The sequence below is a fragment of the Acinetobacter colistiniresistens genome (genome assembly GCF_000413935.1).
Taxonomy (GTDB): Bacteria; Pseudomonadota; Gammaproteobacteria; order Pseudomonadales; family Moraxellaceae; genus Acinetobacter; species Acinetobacter colistiniresistens.
Map to the genome: position 1 here is coordinate 612686 of NZ_KE340379.1, position 15843 is coordinate 628528.

General features: G+C 43.2%; 14 protein-coding genes. 9 read left to right on the plus strand and 5 right to left on the minus strand.

Translation table 11 applies throughout. The features are described from left to right. Position 1: 1 nt before the first annotated feature. From tssM to F907_RS10580, 7 genes are all read left to right on the plus strand, one after another. The gene (tssM, locus tag F907_RS10610) at positions 2–3814 is read left to right on the plus strand and encodes a type VI secretion system membrane subunit TssM (RefSeq protein ID WP_016651951.1); all 3813 of its coding nucleotides are present in this window, start codon (positions 2–4) and stop codon (positions 3812–3814) included. A gap of 37 nt (positions 3815–3851) precedes the next feature. Next, on the plus strand, positions 3852–4811 hold the full coding sequence (gene tagF, locus F907_RS10605; protein WP_016651952.1) for a type VI secretion system-associated protein TagF: 960 nt from the start codon (positions 3852–3854) through the stop codon (positions 4809–4811). After that, positions 4808–5581, plus strand: a complete 774-nt coding sequence (locus F907_RS10600) for an OmpA family protein (RefSeq protein WP_016651953.1) — start codon at positions 4808–4810, stop codon at positions 5579–5581. Before tagF ends, F907_RS10600 begins: the two co-directional genes overlap by 4 nt. Before the next feature lie 34 nt (positions 5582–5615). Further along, a complete protein-coding gene (locus F907_RS10595) occupies positions 5616–5879 on the plus strand; it encodes a PAAR domain-containing protein (protein ID WP_016651954.1) in 264 nt (87 codons plus the stop codon). Between the two features lie 434 nt (positions 5880–6313). Then, a complete protein-coding gene (gene modA, locus F907_RS10590) occupies positions 6314–7084 on the plus strand; it encodes a molybdate ABC transporter substrate-binding protein (RefSeq protein ID WP_016651955.1) in 771 nt (256 codons plus the stop codon). Positions 7085–7088: 4 nt separating this feature from the next. Next, positions 7089–7784, plus strand: a complete 696-nt coding sequence (gene modB / locus F907_RS10585; protein WP_016651956.1) for a molybdate ABC transporter permease subunit — start codon at positions 7089–7091, stop codon at positions 7782–7784. Next, positions 7781–8398, plus strand: coding sequence for an ATP-binding cassette domain-containing protein (locus tag F907_RS10580; RefSeq protein ID WP_016651957.1), 618 nt, complete (start codon positions 7781–7783; stop codon positions 8396–8398). Before modB ends, F907_RS10580 begins: the two co-directional genes overlap by 4 nt. Here F907_RS10580 and F907_RS10575 read toward each other — a convergent pair. Beyond that, a complete protein-coding gene (locus F907_RS10575; protein ID WP_016651958.1) occupies positions 8393–8659 on the minus strand; it encodes a metal/formaldehyde-sensitive transcriptional repressor in 267 nt (88 codons plus the stop codon). The genes F907_RS10580 and F907_RS10575 overlap by 6 nt on opposite strands. A gap of 58 nt (positions 8660–8717) precedes the next feature. Between F907_RS10575 and dmeF the strand changes: the two genes are divergently transcribed. Beyond that, on the plus strand, positions 8718–9650 hold the full coding sequence (gene dmeF / locus F907_RS10570) for a CDF family Co(II)/Ni(II) efflux transporter DmeF (RefSeq protein ID WP_016651959.1): 933 nt from the start codon (positions 8718–8720) through the stop codon (positions 9648–9650). A 41-nt stretch (positions 9651–9691) separates the two neighbouring features. Here the strand turns inward: dmeF and chrA are convergent, their stop codons facing one another. Together chrA and F907_RS10560 are read right to left on the minus strand one after the other, a co-directional pair. Further along, entirely contained in the window at positions 9692–11035 is a 1344-nt protein-coding gene (chrA, locus tag F907_RS10565) for a chromate efflux transporter (protein WP_016651960.1), read from the minus strand. Positions 11036–11143: 108 nt separating this feature from the next. After that, complete coding sequence (locus F907_RS10560) at positions 11144–12088, minus strand: LysR family transcriptional regulator (protein ID WP_016651961.1); 945 nt, start codon at positions 12086–12088, stop codon at positions 11144–11146. Between the two features lie 93 nt (positions 12089–12181). On the opposite strand from F907_RS10560, the gene F907_RS10555 reads away from it, so the two are divergent. Continuing rightward, positions 12182–12823, plus strand: coding sequence for a LysE family translocator (locus tag F907_RS10555; protein WP_016651962.1), 642 nt, complete (start codon positions 12182–12184; stop codon positions 12821–12823). Between the two features lie 47 nt (positions 12824–12870). Here the strand turns inward: F907_RS10555 and F907_RS10550 are convergent, their stop codons facing one another. Beyond that, positions 12871–14823: a family 2A encapsulin nanocompartment cargo protein cysteine desulfurase gene (locus F907_RS10550; RefSeq protein WP_016651963.1), complete on the minus strand. Its 1953-nt coding sequence runs from the start codon at positions 14821–14823 to the stop codon at positions 12871–12873. Beyond that, on the minus strand, positions 14798–15730 hold the full coding sequence (locus F907_RS10545; protein ID WP_005273780.1) for a family 2A encapsulin nanocompartment shell protein: 933 nt from the start codon (positions 15728–15730) through the stop codon (positions 14798–14800). Before F907_RS10545 ends, F907_RS10550 begins: the two co-directional genes overlap by 26 nt. Positions 15731–15843 lie beyond the last annotated feature (113 nt).

Genomic DNA, 15843 nt, shown 5'->3' on the forward strand with positions numbered 1-15843 from the left:
AATGTATATCATTTTAGGTTATCTGTGGCAGTACATCACGAATCCTAAAGCTATTATTGCTTTATCCTTATTCGTTGCACTGATTTCTTCATATTCGTCTATTCCTCGGCATATCTTTTGGGCATTGGCGGCGACCTATGCATTGGGTTTAATCGTTTATGGGATTTATTGGCTGATTCAAAGAAAACGTCATGCCGAACAAGGTGAGGAACTTGCCAATGCCATCGAGCAAGATAGCCAAGCGGAATATGGTCAGCACAAAGACAAAGCCGAACTACAGTTAATTCAGCAGCAGATGAAAGAATCAATTCAATTGATTCGTAAATCCAAATTGGGTGATAAAAAGGGCAATGCGGCTTTATACGAATTACCATGGTATATGGTGATTGGTAACCCTGCAGCGGGTAAGAGTTCTGCAATTTATAATTCTGGCTTGAAGTTCCCATTTGAAGAAACACATCAGAAAATGGTTTCGGCGGGCTTAAGTGGCACCCGTAACTGTGACTGGTTCTTTTCAACTGAGGGCATTTTGCTGGACACCGCTGGGCGTTATTCGGTGTATTCAGAAGATCATTCTGAATGGTTGGGTTTTTTAAATATTTTAAAGAAAAACCGTTCTAAAGCGCCTGTTAATGGCCTGATTTTGATCGTGAGTATTGCTGAGCTAATCAGCCAAAGTCCTGAAAACTCTTTGAAACTGGCAAAAAATTTGCGCGCCCGAATTCAGGATTTAACCGAAAAACTGGAAGTGGTGGTTCCTGTCTATCTGGTTTTTTCTAAAATGGATTTGATTGCAGGCTTTACCGAATTTTTTGATTGCTATGAGTCGCAAGAATACAATCAGGCTTGGGGTGCAACTTTACCCTATGAGCAGAATTCATCGCAGAATGCGGTTGAATTATTCGATAAGCATTACAGCATTTTGTATGACGGTTTAAAGAGTGTCAGTACTACACACTTGAGCCGCCGTCATTCACAGAATATTTCTCCAAGTGTGATGACGTTCCCATTGGAGTTCAAAACTTTAAAGCCAGCATTGAAAAGCTTTATTGGCACTTTGTTTGAAGATAATCCATATCAGTTCCAGCCCGTTTTTAGAGGTTTCTATTTCACCAGTGCTTTACAAGAAGGTGTGATTGAAAGCCCAATGACGGAAAACATTGCACAAGAATTTCAACTCCAGCAAATTCCGGGGAATGGTCAGGAAGGAGGGAATTTTTCTGTTGCACCGAATCATGGTTATTTCTTACAGGGCTTATTCTCCAATGTTATTTTGAGAGATAAAGATCTGGTCAAGCAACACATCAATCCAGCGAAAAAACGTCAGCGTTATATCGCCTTTATTGCTGCATTGGTGGGTGTCTCTCTGGTACTTGGGGTTTGGGTCTGGTCTTATCGCAATAACCAACAGTTGATTGCCGATGTGCAGGCTGATTTAGATAAAGTGGTGCATTTAGAGAAAGCCTCTGGACAGCAATTATCAACCCAGCTTGAAGCTTTATTGATTTTACAAGAACGGTTACAGCAGTTGGATCAGTTCGATGAAAATCGCCCACTGAAATTTAGCTTTGGTCTATATCAGGGCAACCAGTTACGCGAAAGTTTAAAAGCTGAATACCTCAAAGGCATCAAGCAAATTGTTTTGACCCCAACACAGCAAAATATTGCGCAATATTTACAGCGTGTTAAAAATAACGAGGCGACTTTAAAAGCCAATCACGTCAATGTTGAAATCAAACAAGTTGCGAAAACACAGCAGTATTTAGAGCCTTCAGATAGCAATCCACAAGACGCTTATAATGCATTAAAAGCCTACTTGATGATGAGTAATCATGAATATATGGATACCAGTCATTTAAGTGATCAGGTTTCTCGTTTCTGGCGTTCTTGGCTGGATGCCAATCGTGGTCAAATGCCGCGTGGCGAAATGATTCAGGATGCAGAGAAGATTCTCTCTTATGCCATGACTTTGGCCAATCAAGACGGTTTCCCTGTACTTGAAACAGATGCTCAGGTGGTTGACCAAACTCGCCAAGTTTTATTGTCAGTGATTCGTGGTATGCCTGCGCGTGATCGCGTCTATAACGAAATCAAGATGCGTGCAGCAGTGCGCTTTCCAGCAGTGACAGTTGGACAGATTGTCGGGGAGCAAAACCGAGCGATTGTACTGGGCAGCTACGCATTACCTGGTGTCTTTACCCAAAAAGCATGGGATGAGTATGTTGAAAAAGCAATTGAGGAAGCAGCGAATAAACCAACAGACAGCAAAGATTGGGTGCTGAATAGTCGCCAATCTGATGACTTAACTTTCTCAGGTAGTCCTGAACAGATTCGTAAGCAATTAGTGGCCTTGTATAAGCAAGAATATGTGACGGAATGGAAGAAATTTCTGAACGGTATTTATTATGCCAAGGCTGATCAGTTCACTCAGCAAGTGAAGAGTATTGATATTCTGGGTGAACCACAAAACTCACCAATTCGAACCCTGTTACAGCGTATTGCAATTGAAACCAACTGGGATAATCCAATCGTACAGGCTGAACTTGCGGTTCCTGAAAAAGGTTTTGTGGCGTGGTTCAAACGCAAAGTACTGAACAATTCAGATGATAAGGCCGCAGCTCAGGCGGTGAACAAGGCTCAAGGGGCAATTTCTCAAGAATATCAAATGTTCTATCAACTGGTACGTAAGCGTGATGATTTACAGGATAAATCATTATTTGATGAGTACATGAACAATCTGGCACAAGTACGCAGTAAGTTTAATGATTTGAAAACTGCAGGTGAAATTGGCCCAAGTGCCATGGCATTGGTTAAACAGACCATCAATGATCAGACGTCTGTGTTTAATACCACACAGAAATATGTGGATGAGAAAATGATGGTGGGTCTGAAGGATACCGATCAACAGTTATTACAGAAATTGTTAATGACACCACTGACACAATCTTTTGCCAGCTTGATTGCGCCAACCCAAGATGAGCTCAATAAATTGTGGGGGATTCAGGCCTATCAACCTTTCAAAACCAATTTAAGCCAAAAATATCCATTTAACGCAGGTGTGACCCTACAAGCGACCAGCAATGAAATTGGTCAAATCTTTGGTGAAACGGGTAGCATCGCACGCTTTGTGAAAGAAGCATTAGATCCATTTGTGATTCGTCGTGGTTATGTCTTAACCTCGAAAACATGGAAGGACTTAGGGATTAGCTTGAATCCACAATTTGTCATGGCATTCCAGCAATATGTGGCACCAATCAATGGCATGGCGACAGGCAGTCTAGATCAACCTGCGGCTGCACCGGTATCGAATCAGTCCAACTTCCAGTTCTATCCATTGCCGAACCCACAATATCTGTCGTACACCATCGACATTGATGGTCAGCGTATGGTGTTTGAAAACGGAATCCAACAGTGGGTGAACTTCGTTTGGCCAAATCAAGGTGCTATCCCGGGTGCACGAATTACTGCAGTGGACTTGGAAGGTAAAACCCATACCATTTTTGAAGAGCCAGGTGAATACGGGATTAATCGTTTGATTGATGCGGCACAGCGCAAAGAACAAAATGGTAGTTTTGAAATGACTTGGACCAGCAAAGCTGAACCCTCTTTAACGCTGAAAGTAAACTTCCGACTGATTAGTGGCAACAGCTCGGGCAGTATTGGCTCTAGCCGAGGTTATGCAGGCTTACAACTGGTGGACAAAGTGGTCACTGACAAAGCGGTACGTGTGGTTTCTGCGCAAGCAACGCCTGCCGCCACCGCCGCAGCGAAACCACCAACAACAGCGCCTGCACAGCCAGGAGTAACGCCGTAATGTTAGGGATGATCTGGGAACAGCAGGAGGCACTTGGATGCAACAAGTAAGGACAACACCTTTGTATTATGGAAAGACACCCGCTCGCGGGGACTTTCTGAAATCTAAAGGACAGTATGCATTAATTCAGGTGTTGGATCAGTGGATTACGGAAGCACTTGAACATGCGATGCGTGCGCCTGACTTTAAACAGCGTTATGAGTCTTTGCCAGCACTGGATTTCTTTATTGCCAATCCGGCTGAACCGATGTTTTTGGCTGCCAACCTGATTGCAAGTCAAGACAGCTCAGGGCGTGCATTTCCAATGGTACTGAGTCAGTTGCTTGAAGTTGAGCAGCCTTATCAAAATTTATTATTGGCCCCGTTTTACTACAAATCGGTATTGGTCGATTTATTTCAGCGCAATCGGGTATTACGCAGTATTCGTGATACCAATATTATGTTGGAGAAGCTGAATAACTTACCCAATGTGGTTCAGATTTTTAGCGCTGACGAATGTCATGGTTTTTATGAAAACCACACCATGCATTCATTTGCCCAATTGATGAAAATCAATGTCTATGAATTGGCACAGAGCATGATCGGATTGGGGCTTTTGCTACAACCGATCTTAAAAAATGGCACCAGCCGTTTAAATAAAGTGCTGATTCTTCCGATCAATAATCCAATGTATTGCTACGAAATTGCAGCGTTCTGGGTCGGTATGGTTGGACGCTTCTTGGGCATTAACAATACAGAAATTCTGATTGGTATCTTGCATCGTGATGAGCCGATTTTATTCATTGGTTTCCAAGGTGCCGATATTATGGCACTCAGCGATATTTTTACACAAAACATGCAGAGCGAGCACTGGGTATCTTTAATCCAGGCACAATGGATTGATGCTTATCTCGAGCAGAATGCAGGGCTTGCCACACTCGAACAATCACTTTGTCAGCGTCAGTTGAGCCTTAATCAAGGTTTGAAGCTGTTCAGACAAACTTTTTTAGATGAATGAATATGAGAAATAATCCGAAATCTATCTGGGTAAGTTTACTGTTTGGCTTATGTGTTTTAGGTCAAAGTCATCTGCTCCATGCTGCACCGATTGTGGTGGAAGGAGTGGTTCCGAATGAGGAGAGCAAGCAGGCGATCTTGGTGAAAATGCAGTCTGTCTATGGGGCAGATCAAGTCGTGGACAAAATTCAGGTACGTCCAGTGTCTGCGCCGAGTGGCTGGAGTGATTCAGTGACCCGTGTGATCACACCTGATTTGAAGAAGATTTCACAAGGTCAGTTGCGTGTGAGAGGCACTCAGGTTGATTTAACCGGTAAGATGACTGATCCGAATCAGATTCAACCGACCACAAGCAGTTTTCAGGCTTTGGTACAGCAACCGTATCGTTTTAATGCACAACTTTCAGTGAATCAGGCGGAGCAGAAAATTATTGATGATGCTTTGAAAAATCGGATCATTGAATTTGAATCAGGCAGTGCAATCTTGACGGATGCAGGCAAGAAAATTCTGGATGAAATGGCTGTTGCGCTGAATAAAGTGGGTGCCAAGAAAGTGAAAATTATTGGCCATACTGATAGTTCAGGTGATGCCAATAAAAATACCGTATTGAGTCAAGAACGTGCTGTTGCGGTGCAAAGTTATTTAGTTGGTAAGAATATTGCCGCAGATCGTTTAAGTACTGAAGGTAAAGGCTCTAGCCAGCCCGTTGCAGACAATGCAACTGCTGATGGTCGTCGGAAAAACCGTCGAATTGAATTTGAAGTGCTTTAGTTAAATTAAAAATCTAAATGCGAGGGATGTGATTATGGCAACACCTTATATTGTTGTCGGTTGTCCAACCACAGGTGGTGGACAAGTGATTAGTGGCAACAGTAGTTTTCTCATCGAAGGGATTCCGATTGCCTGTGTGGGTGATAAGGCAACCTGCCCAAAGCATAAAACTGTAGCAACAATTGTGGCAGGCGACCCGAATATGCAAGTCATGGGTAAAGCCGCGGCCAGAGTCAATGACCCATTGTCTTGCGGTTGTAAACTGTTACCGAAACAGAATTTAGCTGTTAAAGGGTAAATTACAGTTCAATCCTATTGTGTATACAAAAAGCTTTGGCATATCTTTTGCTGAAACAGAAATAGGGTAGCGATCTTGGCTATCTTTAGAGATAGACAAAGGCATCTATTCAGCATCATTCAGTTGGTGTTTGGATAGGTGCCTTTTTATTTTGGAAAGCAAAATACGGCTAATCACTATATTTTTCGGCAAATAACGATTGAGTGAATGTTTGATCTATCGCTTATATCGGAATTTATATGGAGATGCACTAAATTAGCGGGAAACTGTTTTTTTGCACCAAATAATGATCTTGATGTCAATTGTTAGATCATTGTGTTTCTATATAAACAGATGATGAATTAAGGATAGCAAGACTAGCGAATTGTTATTTTTCGTGTATCTTTATTAGGCGATATATTTTTAAAAACATATCGAAATTTGAGGACGACATAATGCCAACAATGATGAAAAAAACGTACCTATACACTGTCGCTTTCGGGGCGAGTTTATTGATTCAGACACATACCTTTGCTGCAGATGCTGTGACTGTTTATGCAGCAGCAAGTCTGACCAATGCAGTGAATGAACTTGATACAATCTACGAGCAAAAAAATAAAACCGAGGTCAAAACCTCGTATGCAGGTTCTTCAACTTTAGCCAAGCAAATTGAAGCAGGGGCACCAGCAGATGTATTTATGTCTGCCGATGTGCAATGGATGGATTATTTACAGAATAAACAGCTGGTTGCAGCAGCAGATCGGATTAATTTATTAGGCAATCGTTTGGTTGTGATTACGCCTAAAGATCACCCCATTAAGTTGAAAATGGATAAGAATTTTGACCCGACCAAGGTCATTCAAGGCAAGCTCTGTACAGGGGATACCAAAAGTGTACCTGTTGGAAAATATGCCAAACAGGCTTTGACATCATTGGGTTGGTGGGACAAAGTTGCCCCAAAGTTGGTTGAAACTGAAGATGTACGTGCAGCTCTCAACTTTGTTGCCCGTGGTGAGTGTCAGGTCGGAATCGTCTATGCAACCGATGCAGCAATCAGTAAAGATGTGGTAGTGGCAGGCGTATTCCCTGAAAATACTCATCCACCGATTATTTATCCAGTGGGTTTAACCAAGAAGAATGCAGAATCGATTAAATTCTATAAATTCCTGCAAAGTGGACAGGCCAAAACGATATTTAAAAAATATGGGTTTAGCGTGTTGCAGTAATTGAATGATGATCCTGAGCCCAGAAGAAATTGAAGTCCTCAAGCTATCCTGCAAAGTGGCAGCAGCATGTCTGCTGTTTAGCTTAATCCCTGCAACTGTAGTGGCTTGGATATTGGCCCGCAAAGAGTTTTGGGGCAAATCGCTGTTTGAGACTTTGGTATTCTTACCGTTGGTCTTACCACCAGTCGTGCCTGGTTACTTGTTGTTGCAGTTATTTGGTAACCGGGGGCTGTTAGGGCAGTATCTTGCGCCTTTGGGGATAGAGTTTGCCTTTAACTGGAAGGGAGCCGTGCTAGCGTCAGCAGTGATGGGTTTTCCTTTATTGGTGCAGTCGATTCGCTTGGCGATTGAACTGGTGGACCAACGTTTAGAACTGGCGGCGAAAACGCTAGGTGCATCCTCATTAGGTGCATTTATGCAGGTGACATTACCATTGGCCAGCAGCGGTATTTTAATCGGCAGTATTTTATGTTTCTGTCGCAGTTTAGGGGAGTTCGGTGCCACCATTACCTTTGTTGGTAACATTGCCAGTGAAACCCGAACGTTGCCCTTAGCAATGTATAGTTTGATGCAGCAGCCTGATACAGAAGCAGTGGTGTGGCGGCTAATTATCCTGTCTTTATCGGTGGCTTTCTTTGCCTTGTGGTTTGCACAGTGGTTTAACCGTTATCAAAAAAATAAGCGTGGATATTCAGTATGATGGACTGTCATATACAACTGCAACAAGGGCAATTTTGTCTGGATCAACATTTTCAATCCGACCAGCCTGTGATTGGTTTATTTGGGGCTTCAGGTTCAGGAAAAACCACGATATTACATAGTATCGCAGGCCTTATTCGTCCCCAATCAGGTTGGATTAAAATCCAGAATCAGACGTGGTTTGATCAAAGCCAGAAAATTAATCTCAGTACGCAACAGCGTCGAGTCGGTATGGTTTTTCAGGATGCCCAGCTTTTCCCTCATCAAAACGTCAAGCAGAATCTGGTCTTTGGATTCAAACACATTGCACCACAGCAACGCCAATTTGAAGTGGATTATATTATTGAGTTACTTAAATTAGAACATTTACTTGAACGCATGCCGATTAAGCTGTCAGGTGGTGAAAAACAGCGGGTGGCCTTGGGGCGAGCTTTGTTGTACTCGCCACAATTGCTGCTTTTAGATGAGCCATTGTCTGCATTGGATACGGCGCATAAAGCCGAGATCATTCCTTTTTTTCAACGCGTCAAACAAGATATTAAAATCCCGATGCTCTATGTCAGTCATGATAAGTCCGAGATTGAACAACTCACGGACGAAATCTGGTATTTATAGATAGCGTTGTAATAAGGTGAAAAACTTTTCTACTTCTTCTTCATCCACATGATCAGCACCTTTTAATACATGTTCTTTTAGGTGTTGTTCGATCAATTGGTTCATTAAACCATTCACCGCACCTTTGACTGCCGCAACCTGCTGTAGAACTTCTATGCAAGAACTTTCAGGATTTGTGAGCGATTTCTCGACTGCTGCGAACTGTCCTTGAATCCGTTTAAGACGATTTAAAATTTTCTTATCTTGATGTAGGTGAGACATACATTTTTTTTCCTAAAAAAATATATACTAGGGGGAGTATATTGGAAGACTAAAATAAATGCAGCATAGTAACCTAGAACGACGTCATTCTCATCAGTTTGATCAGGGAAATCCGTTAGTACAAAAAAGAATTTTAATTGCCACGATTTTAACTGCTGTGATGATGGTGCTGGAAATTCTTGGGGGCTGGTTTTTTAATTCAATGGCATTGCTTGCAGATGGCTGGCATATGAGTTCACATATGTTGGCATTGGGATTGGCCTATTTTGCTTATCGTATGGCTCGACATTATGCACAGGATCAACGCTTTAGTTTTGGTACGTGGAAAATTGAAATTTTAGCGGGGTATAGTAGCTCTATTTTACTGATGGTGGTGGCACTGTTGATGGGGATTCAGTCTCTCGCGCGTTTATTTAACCCTGTCACCATTCATTTTAATGAGGCGATTCCAATTGCGATTGTAGGACTGATGGTTAATCTGATTTGTGCATGGTTATTACATGACCGTAGTCATGACCATTCGCATAGCCATCATGATGAAGCGCATCATCACGGTCATGATCATCATCATGATTTAAATCAAAAAGCCGCATTTTTACATGTGGTTGCTGATGCCGTGACTTCGGTTCTGGCGATTATTGCCTTATTTGCGGCCAAATATTTTGGCTGGAATTTTCTGGATGATTTGCTAGGGATTGTCGGGGCATTGCTGGTTGCAAAATGGTCTTGGGGCTTGATGCAGGAAACAGGAAAAACCTTATTGGATGCAGAAATGGGGCATCCTGTGGTTGAAGAAATACGTGAGGTGATTGCCCAGTTTTCACAGGTTGAAATTACCGATCTTCATGTATGGAAGGTCGGGAAAGGCAAGTTCTCTTGTATTTTAGGATTGGAAACCACCATGACTGATCTCAATCCTGATCAGGTTAAAGCGGAATTGGCGATTCATGAGGAAATTGTGCATGCTTCTGTGGAAATTCATCATATTTAAGATTGAGTAGCATTTTGAGCTACTCAATTCAATGCATTCAATTAGGCGCCAATATATAAAATTAAACCGCAAAAGGCCGATGCAAAAATTACATATAACACATTGAGCTGAAATTTGAATAAAGCAATCAGTGCCGCAACGGTAATAAAGGCCGCTTCATAATTAAATGCATGTTCAAAGCCATTTGGCCAGAGCACATGATAGCTAAAGAACAAGGCCAGATTTAAAATGACGCCGACTACGGCTGCGGTGATGGCAGTGAGTGGCGCAGTAAATTTAAGTTGGTTATGCGTGGATTCAATAAAGGGTGCACCCGCTAAAATAAATACAAATGAAAATAAAAAGGTAAACCAAGTCACGATTACAGCACCAATTACACCTGCTAAAAAGAGCTGATCAGCCCCCAATAACGCATGGTTATAAGCACCTAAAAAACCCACGAAAGCGACCACCATGATTAACGGGCCAGGAGTACTTTCACCGAGTGCTAACCCATCAATCATTTGGGTGGGACTCAGCCATGCATAATGATTGACCGCACCTTGATACACATAGGGCAGAACTGCATAAGCACCGCCAAATGTGAGTAAGGCTGCTTTGCTAAAGAACCATGCCATTTGGGTATAGCCATTTTGCCAACCGAGGCTTAGGGTTAAAAGTGTGATTGGAATGAACCAGAGCAAGGCTGCAATGACCACGATTTTAATAAAAGTTGACCAGTGGAAAATTGCATGGGCAGGTGTTGGTGTATCATCATCAATGAATGCCGCGCCATAATTTTTGGGGTTATTTTGATGAGTAGCCTGAGAGCTAAATAAATTTGGCTTTTGCTTACTCAGCACATAGCCAGAAACAGCAGCCGCTAAAACGATGAAAGGAAAGGGAACATTAAACACAAAGATGGCAATAAATGCGGCTGTGGCAATCCCCCATAGAAATGGATTCTTCAATGAGCGACTGCCAATACGATAAGTGGCATGAAAGACAATCGCCGTGACAGCAGGTTTAATTCCATAAAATAGCCCTGCAATAATCGGCACATCACCAAACTGCACGTAAATCCATGATAGCGCGATCAGGATAAATAGAGAGGGCAGAACAAATAGAATGCCTGCAACAAGCCCGCCCATAGTCCGGTGCATGAGCCAACCAATATAGGTGGCGAGCTGTTGTGCTTCTGGGCCTGGAAGTAACATGCAGTAATTCAGCGCATGTAAGAATCGCTTTTCAGAAATCCAACGTTTATTTTCCACTAGTTCTTGATGCATCACCGCGATTTGACCAGCTGGTCCGCCAAAGCTGATAAATCCCAATTTCAGCCAGAACAAAAAGGCTTGCCTGAACGGAATCGTTGGCGTTGGATTTTTAGGATCAGCTGATTGCATGATGTATTCCAAAGAGTTTTCTTTTTATTTCTAGATGATAAATAAAATTGAGTATTGGATTTATAAATTTTAGTGAGTTAATAATTCAAAATGATGAAAGTTATGGTTTTAGCTCGGATGATTATGTTGAAATAAGACTGGTTCTGCGGCTAATTTTTCCGCCAGATACTGAATGAACACACTGAGTTTTGGTGGCACATGCCGTGTTGGCGGGTAGAGTAACCATGCACCGCCGCTGTAGTGGGTTTTAAAATGCCAATCAGGTAAAACCTGAACCAGTGTGCCTTGTTCTAAAGCGTGCCGAGCCACGAAATAAGGCAAACTGGCAATGCCTAGATGCTGTAAAGCGGCACTGAGACGCACACCAGTATGATTGGCAGCATAACGACCACGAACTGGTACCGTAATCGCTTTCTGTTCTTGCTGGAATTTCCACTTTGAATCATTAGGTTGTTCACCCAAATAGATACATTGATGTTGCTTTAAGTCGTGTGGATGTTGGGGTCTGCCATTTTTCTGCAAATATTCAGGCGTTGCACAGATTAAATGGTCGATATCAATCAGTTTTCGCCCCATCAATCCACCCGGCGGCTGTTCGGTAATACGAATCGCCAGATCTACACCATCATCAATCAAGTCGATGTATCGATCTTCCAATAGCAATTGAATATCAATTTTGGGGTACATCGCCAAGAATTCGGGAAGATGCGGATGTAGCATAAAATGCCCAACCGCTTTGGGCACGCTGATGCGAATCACGCCTTGTGGTTCAATATGAAATTGCCCCGAACTTTCCATCACTGCTTGTGCAGCATTAACCATGTCCAGACAGCGCTCATACACCTGTTGACCACTTTCACTTAAACGCAATTTACGGGTCGTGCGATGCAATAAACGGGTTCCCAGTGCACGTTCTAAACGAGCAATGGCACGGCTTACAGCAGAAGGGGTTGAACCGAGCTGACGCGCTGTTTCAGAAAAACTTTCTGTTTCGACAACTTTGACAAAGGTTGCCATTTCATTTAACAGAACCAGACTTTGATTTGTGCTCATGAAGCAAAAGTTATTTGGATTTTAATAGGATTATCGCGCTTTAAAAATCGAAATACAATCATTTCCTATTGTCATGGTGTGGAGATAAATGAAATGTGGCAGTTGTATGGACATGAATTCTTAGCCTTGGCATTGATCCATTTTATGGCCGTTGTTTTACCGGGTCCTGATTTTATTATTACAGTACGACAGAGTGTTCGATATGGTTATTTAATTGGCTGTATCACTGCGATTGGTATCGGTGTGGGCATCTCGGTGCATGTATTTTATACCTTGGTCGGGGTGGGCGTACTGATCCAGCAAAGCGTTTGGTTGATGTCCGTCTTACGCATTGCAGGTGCAGCTTATTTGATTTATTTGGGTTGGCAATGTTTACGCAGTCAGCCGAATGCCAATCTGGATATTTTGGCTGGCGAGGTGATGGGTAAGCCGAGCCTCATCCAAGCCTTTAATATGGGTTTTTTAACCAATGCGCTAAATCCCAAAGCGACAGTTTTCTTTCTGGCAATTTTTACCACCATCGTCAGTCCAACAACACCGTTAAAGGTTCAAATCGGTTATGGCATTTGGATGTGTCTGGTCAATGCATCATGGTTTATCTTGGTGAGCATCATGTTTGCACAACCGATTGTACGGAAACGCTTTTTGGAATTTGGGGTGTATTTTGAACGGGTGATGGGGGTTATTCTGAGTGCAGTTGCATTACGATTAATCTGGAGCGTTGCTTTTGCCTAAACATAAAAAAAGACTGCACTGAGGCAGTCTTTTTTATCGGAGTAGATTTAAGTGCTTCGCCTATTTCTTGCAAGTTGGTGTAGGACTGATACCAGCAAATCAATTTCTTCTGTGGTGTTATAAAAGGCCAAAGATGGGCGCACGGTCTGTTCTACACCAAAACGACGTAGAATCGGTTGAGCACAGTGATGCCCGGAACGCACTGCAATGCCATGTTGATTCAGTGCCTTACCCACTTGCTCTGTCGAATAACCTGCAAGGGTAAAGGACATCACGCTGGCTTTATTTTTCGCCGTGCCAATTGGTCTTAAACCCGCGACACTGCTTAAAGCATGTTGACCATATTCCAGCAAGTCATGTTCATAACGGGCAATATTATGAATGCCAAGGCGTTCCACATATTCCAGTGCTGCACCTAAACCCACAGCATCGGCAATATTACCTGTGCCTGCTTCAAACTTATTGGGGGCAGGTTGGTAAACCACTTGTTCAAAGCTCACATCCTGAATCATATTTCCACCGCCTTCCCAGACGGGCATGGTCTCCAGAATTTCAGGTTTGGCATAGACAGCTCCAATACCTGTTGGCCCAAACACTTTATGTCCTGAGAATACAAAGAAGTCGGCATCAATCGCTTGGACATCGGTTGGCATATGCGAAACAGATTGAGCACCATCAACCAAGACGCGGACACCTTTGGCATGCGCGATTTTGATCACTTCAGCCACAGGTGTCACCGTACCTAAGGCATTGGAGACTTGGGTAATTGAGATCAGTTTAGTTCGTTCATTGATCAGTTTTGGTAGTTCTTCCAAAATGATTTGTCCCGTATCATCCACAGGAATAACACGCAGTTTGGCGCCGATTTTTTGGGTGAGTTGGAACCACGGTACGATGTTGGCGTGATGCTCAAGATGAGACACGATGATTTCATCGCCTTCACCAATATTTTGTTCACCCCACGTCTTGGCAATCAGATTGATGCCTTCGGTGGTACCACGAACAAAAATGATTTCCTTGGATGATTTTGCCCCAATAAAACGGGCCACCACATTACGCGCATGTTCATAGGCGTCGGTTGCACGTGCTGCCAATTCATGTGCAGCACGATGAATATTGGAATTTTCGTGCTGATAAAAATAGGCAATACGATCAATCACACTTTGTGGCTTCTGTGTGGTCGCGGCATTGTCAAACCAGACCAGAGGACGGCCATTGACGCGTTCTTGCAGAATGGGGAAGTCACGACGGATGGCCTGAATATCCAAGGGCTGAGAGGCATTGGCAACAAACTGCAGCTGTGATGGTTGGTAATTGCCATAACCCGCGTTGCTTTGTGGCAGATCCAAGAAGTAAAAGCCTGAAGACGCATTATCTTTTGCTTGAGTAGAAGCTGGCGAGTCTTGCTGCAACAGACTTTTTAAGGCATCACCATGAGGTAATTGAAATGATTGTGCCGTGGCAAAATTGGCAGCATCAAATTCAGTACTGGATGAACTCGGGGCTGTAAAATCATTTAAAAAATAAAAAGGGGATGAATCGCTAGTTGAAGGGCGAGAAGGTTCAAGCAAAGGCACATTCGGTGCGCTATGAATGGCCTGTGGAAAATTTGGTTCAATCGGTGGACGAGGTAAATTGGCCCCACCGATGACTGGTGCAGAGGCAATCGCACGCCGTTCAGGATAGTCAGGATAGTTTGGAATATGCTCAGGATATTCTGGGTTTAAACTTTTCTCATAAGCAATATTGGGCGCACGACCACTGAGCGCAGCTAAAGGTTCAGCGGGCTGTGGTTGATGAGGGGGTGCACTAACATGAGGTAAATCCAGATTCAAACCAGAAGAATGACCACTACTTGAGCTTGGCGGCGCTGCAAAAAATTCAGAGGCAAGCCGTGAAAGTGTTGCTTCATCTGGGAAGTTGGACGGTGGGCTAACACCGACCCCTTCAGAACCTGTTGGACTACCGTGTAAATTACTTGTAGTTAACTGGGTAGTCATGATACTTGTCCACCTCCACATCTTCGAGCACAGCCAACGCATCTTCAGTCAATACTGCTAATGAGCAGTACAGTGAGATCAGATAAGACGCAATCGCATTGCGGTTGATACCCATGAAGCGCACAGAAAGACCAGGAGATTGTTCACCTGCCAAGCCTGGTTGGAATAAGCCCACTACACCTTGGCGTTTTTCACCCACACGCAGTAACAAGATTTTGGTTTTACCATCTTCCACAGGAATCTTATTCGATGGAATCAATGGAACACCGCGCCATGTGATGAACTGCGAACCAAATAAACTCACGGTTGGGGGTGGAACACCACGACGGGTACATTCACGCCCAAAAGCCGCAATGGCATCTGGATGTGCAAGGAAGAAGCCGGGTTCTTTCCAGACTTTACGCAGTAAATCATCAAAGTCATCGGGAGTTGGTGGACCATTCAAGGTCGAAATACGTTGTTCATCGGCCACGCTGGCCAATAAACCATATTCAGGGTTATTGATCAGCTCGCTTTCCTGACGTTCTTTAATGGTTTCAATGGTTAAGCGTAATTGTTCTTTGATTTGATCGTGTGGGCTACTGTAAAGGTCGGCAACACGGGTATGGATATCCAAAACGGTTGAAACACCATTCAAGAAATATTCACGTGCTTGTGGATCATAATCCACAAAAGTTTGTGGCAAAGTGGCTTCGTCACGTTGTGTGCACGCGACTTGGATATCATCGGTATTGCTGACGCGGTTAACGCGATAAATACCTGCTTCAACAGGAATCCATTGCAATAAATGCGTAAGCCAACGTGGGGTAATGGTCGAGAGTTGTGGAACGGTTTTGGTGGCATTGGCAAGCTGTCTGGCTGCATGATCACCAAGTGCAAGTTGGGCTTTGTCAGTGGTTTTTGCCATGAATCAATTTTCCTGTTGTTTTTTGGCTTTGTGAATAAAAGGGTTGGTTTTATTTCATTGTTGCTTCATCATTTTTTTAATTAGACTAGAGCTGATTTATTATTTTGAAAAAT

What these genes read in the sequence shown, in the direction of transcription:
- tssM (WP_016651951.1), top strand. Translation starts at nt 2, where the DNA reads ATGTATATCATTTTAGGTTATCTGTGGCAGTACATCACGAATCCTAAA.
- tagF (WP_016651952.1), top strand. Translation starts at nt 3,852, where the DNA reads ATGCAACAAGTAAGGACAACACCTTTGTATTATGGAAAGACACCCGCT.
- F907_RS10600 (WP_016651953.1), top strand. Translation starts at nt 4,808, where the DNA reads ATGAATATGAGAAATAATCCGAAATCTATCTGGGTAAGTTTACTGTTT.
- F907_RS10595 (WP_016651954.1), top strand. Translation starts at nt 5,616, where the DNA reads ATGGCAACACCTTATATTGTTGTCGGTTGTCCAACCACAGGTGGTGGA.
- modA (WP_016651955.1), top strand. Translation starts at nt 6,314, where the DNA reads ATGCCAACAATGATGAAAAAAACGTACCTATACACTGTCGCTTTCGGG.
- modB (WP_016651956.1), top strand. Translation starts at nt 7,089, where the DNA reads ATGATGATCCTGAGCCCAGAAGAAATTGAAGTCCTCAAGCTATCCTGC.
- F907_RS10580 (WP_016651957.1), top strand. Translation starts at nt 7,781, where the DNA reads ATGATGGACTGTCATATACAACTGCAACAAGGGCAATTTTGTCTGGAT.
- F907_RS10575 (WP_016651958.1), bottom strand. Translation starts at nt 8,659, where the DNA reads ATGTCTCACCTACATCAAGATAAGAAAATTTTAAATCGTCTTAAACGG.
- dmeF (WP_016651959.1), top strand. Translation starts at nt 8,718, where the DNA reads ATGCAGCATAGTAACCTAGAACGACGTCATTCTCATCAGTTTGATCAG.
- chrA (WP_016651960.1), bottom strand. Translation starts at nt 11,035, where the DNA reads ATGCAATCAGCTGATCCTAAAAATCCAACGCCAACGATTCCGTTCAGG.
- F907_RS10560 (WP_016651961.1), bottom strand. Translation starts at nt 12,088, where the DNA reads ATGAGCACAAATCAAAGTCTGGTTCTGTTAAATGAAATGGCAACCTTT.
- F907_RS10555 (WP_016651962.1), top strand. Translation starts at nt 12,182, where the DNA reads ATGTGGCAGTTGTATGGACATGAATTCTTAGCCTTGGCATTGATCCAT.
- F907_RS10550 (WP_016651963.1), bottom strand. Translation starts at nt 14,823, where the DNA reads ATGACTACCCAGTTAACTACAAGTAATTTACACGGTAGTCCAACAGGT.
- F907_RS10545 (WP_005273780.1), bottom strand. Translation starts at nt 15,730, where the DNA reads ATGGCAAAAACCACTGACAAAGCCCAACTTGCACTTGGTGATCATGCA.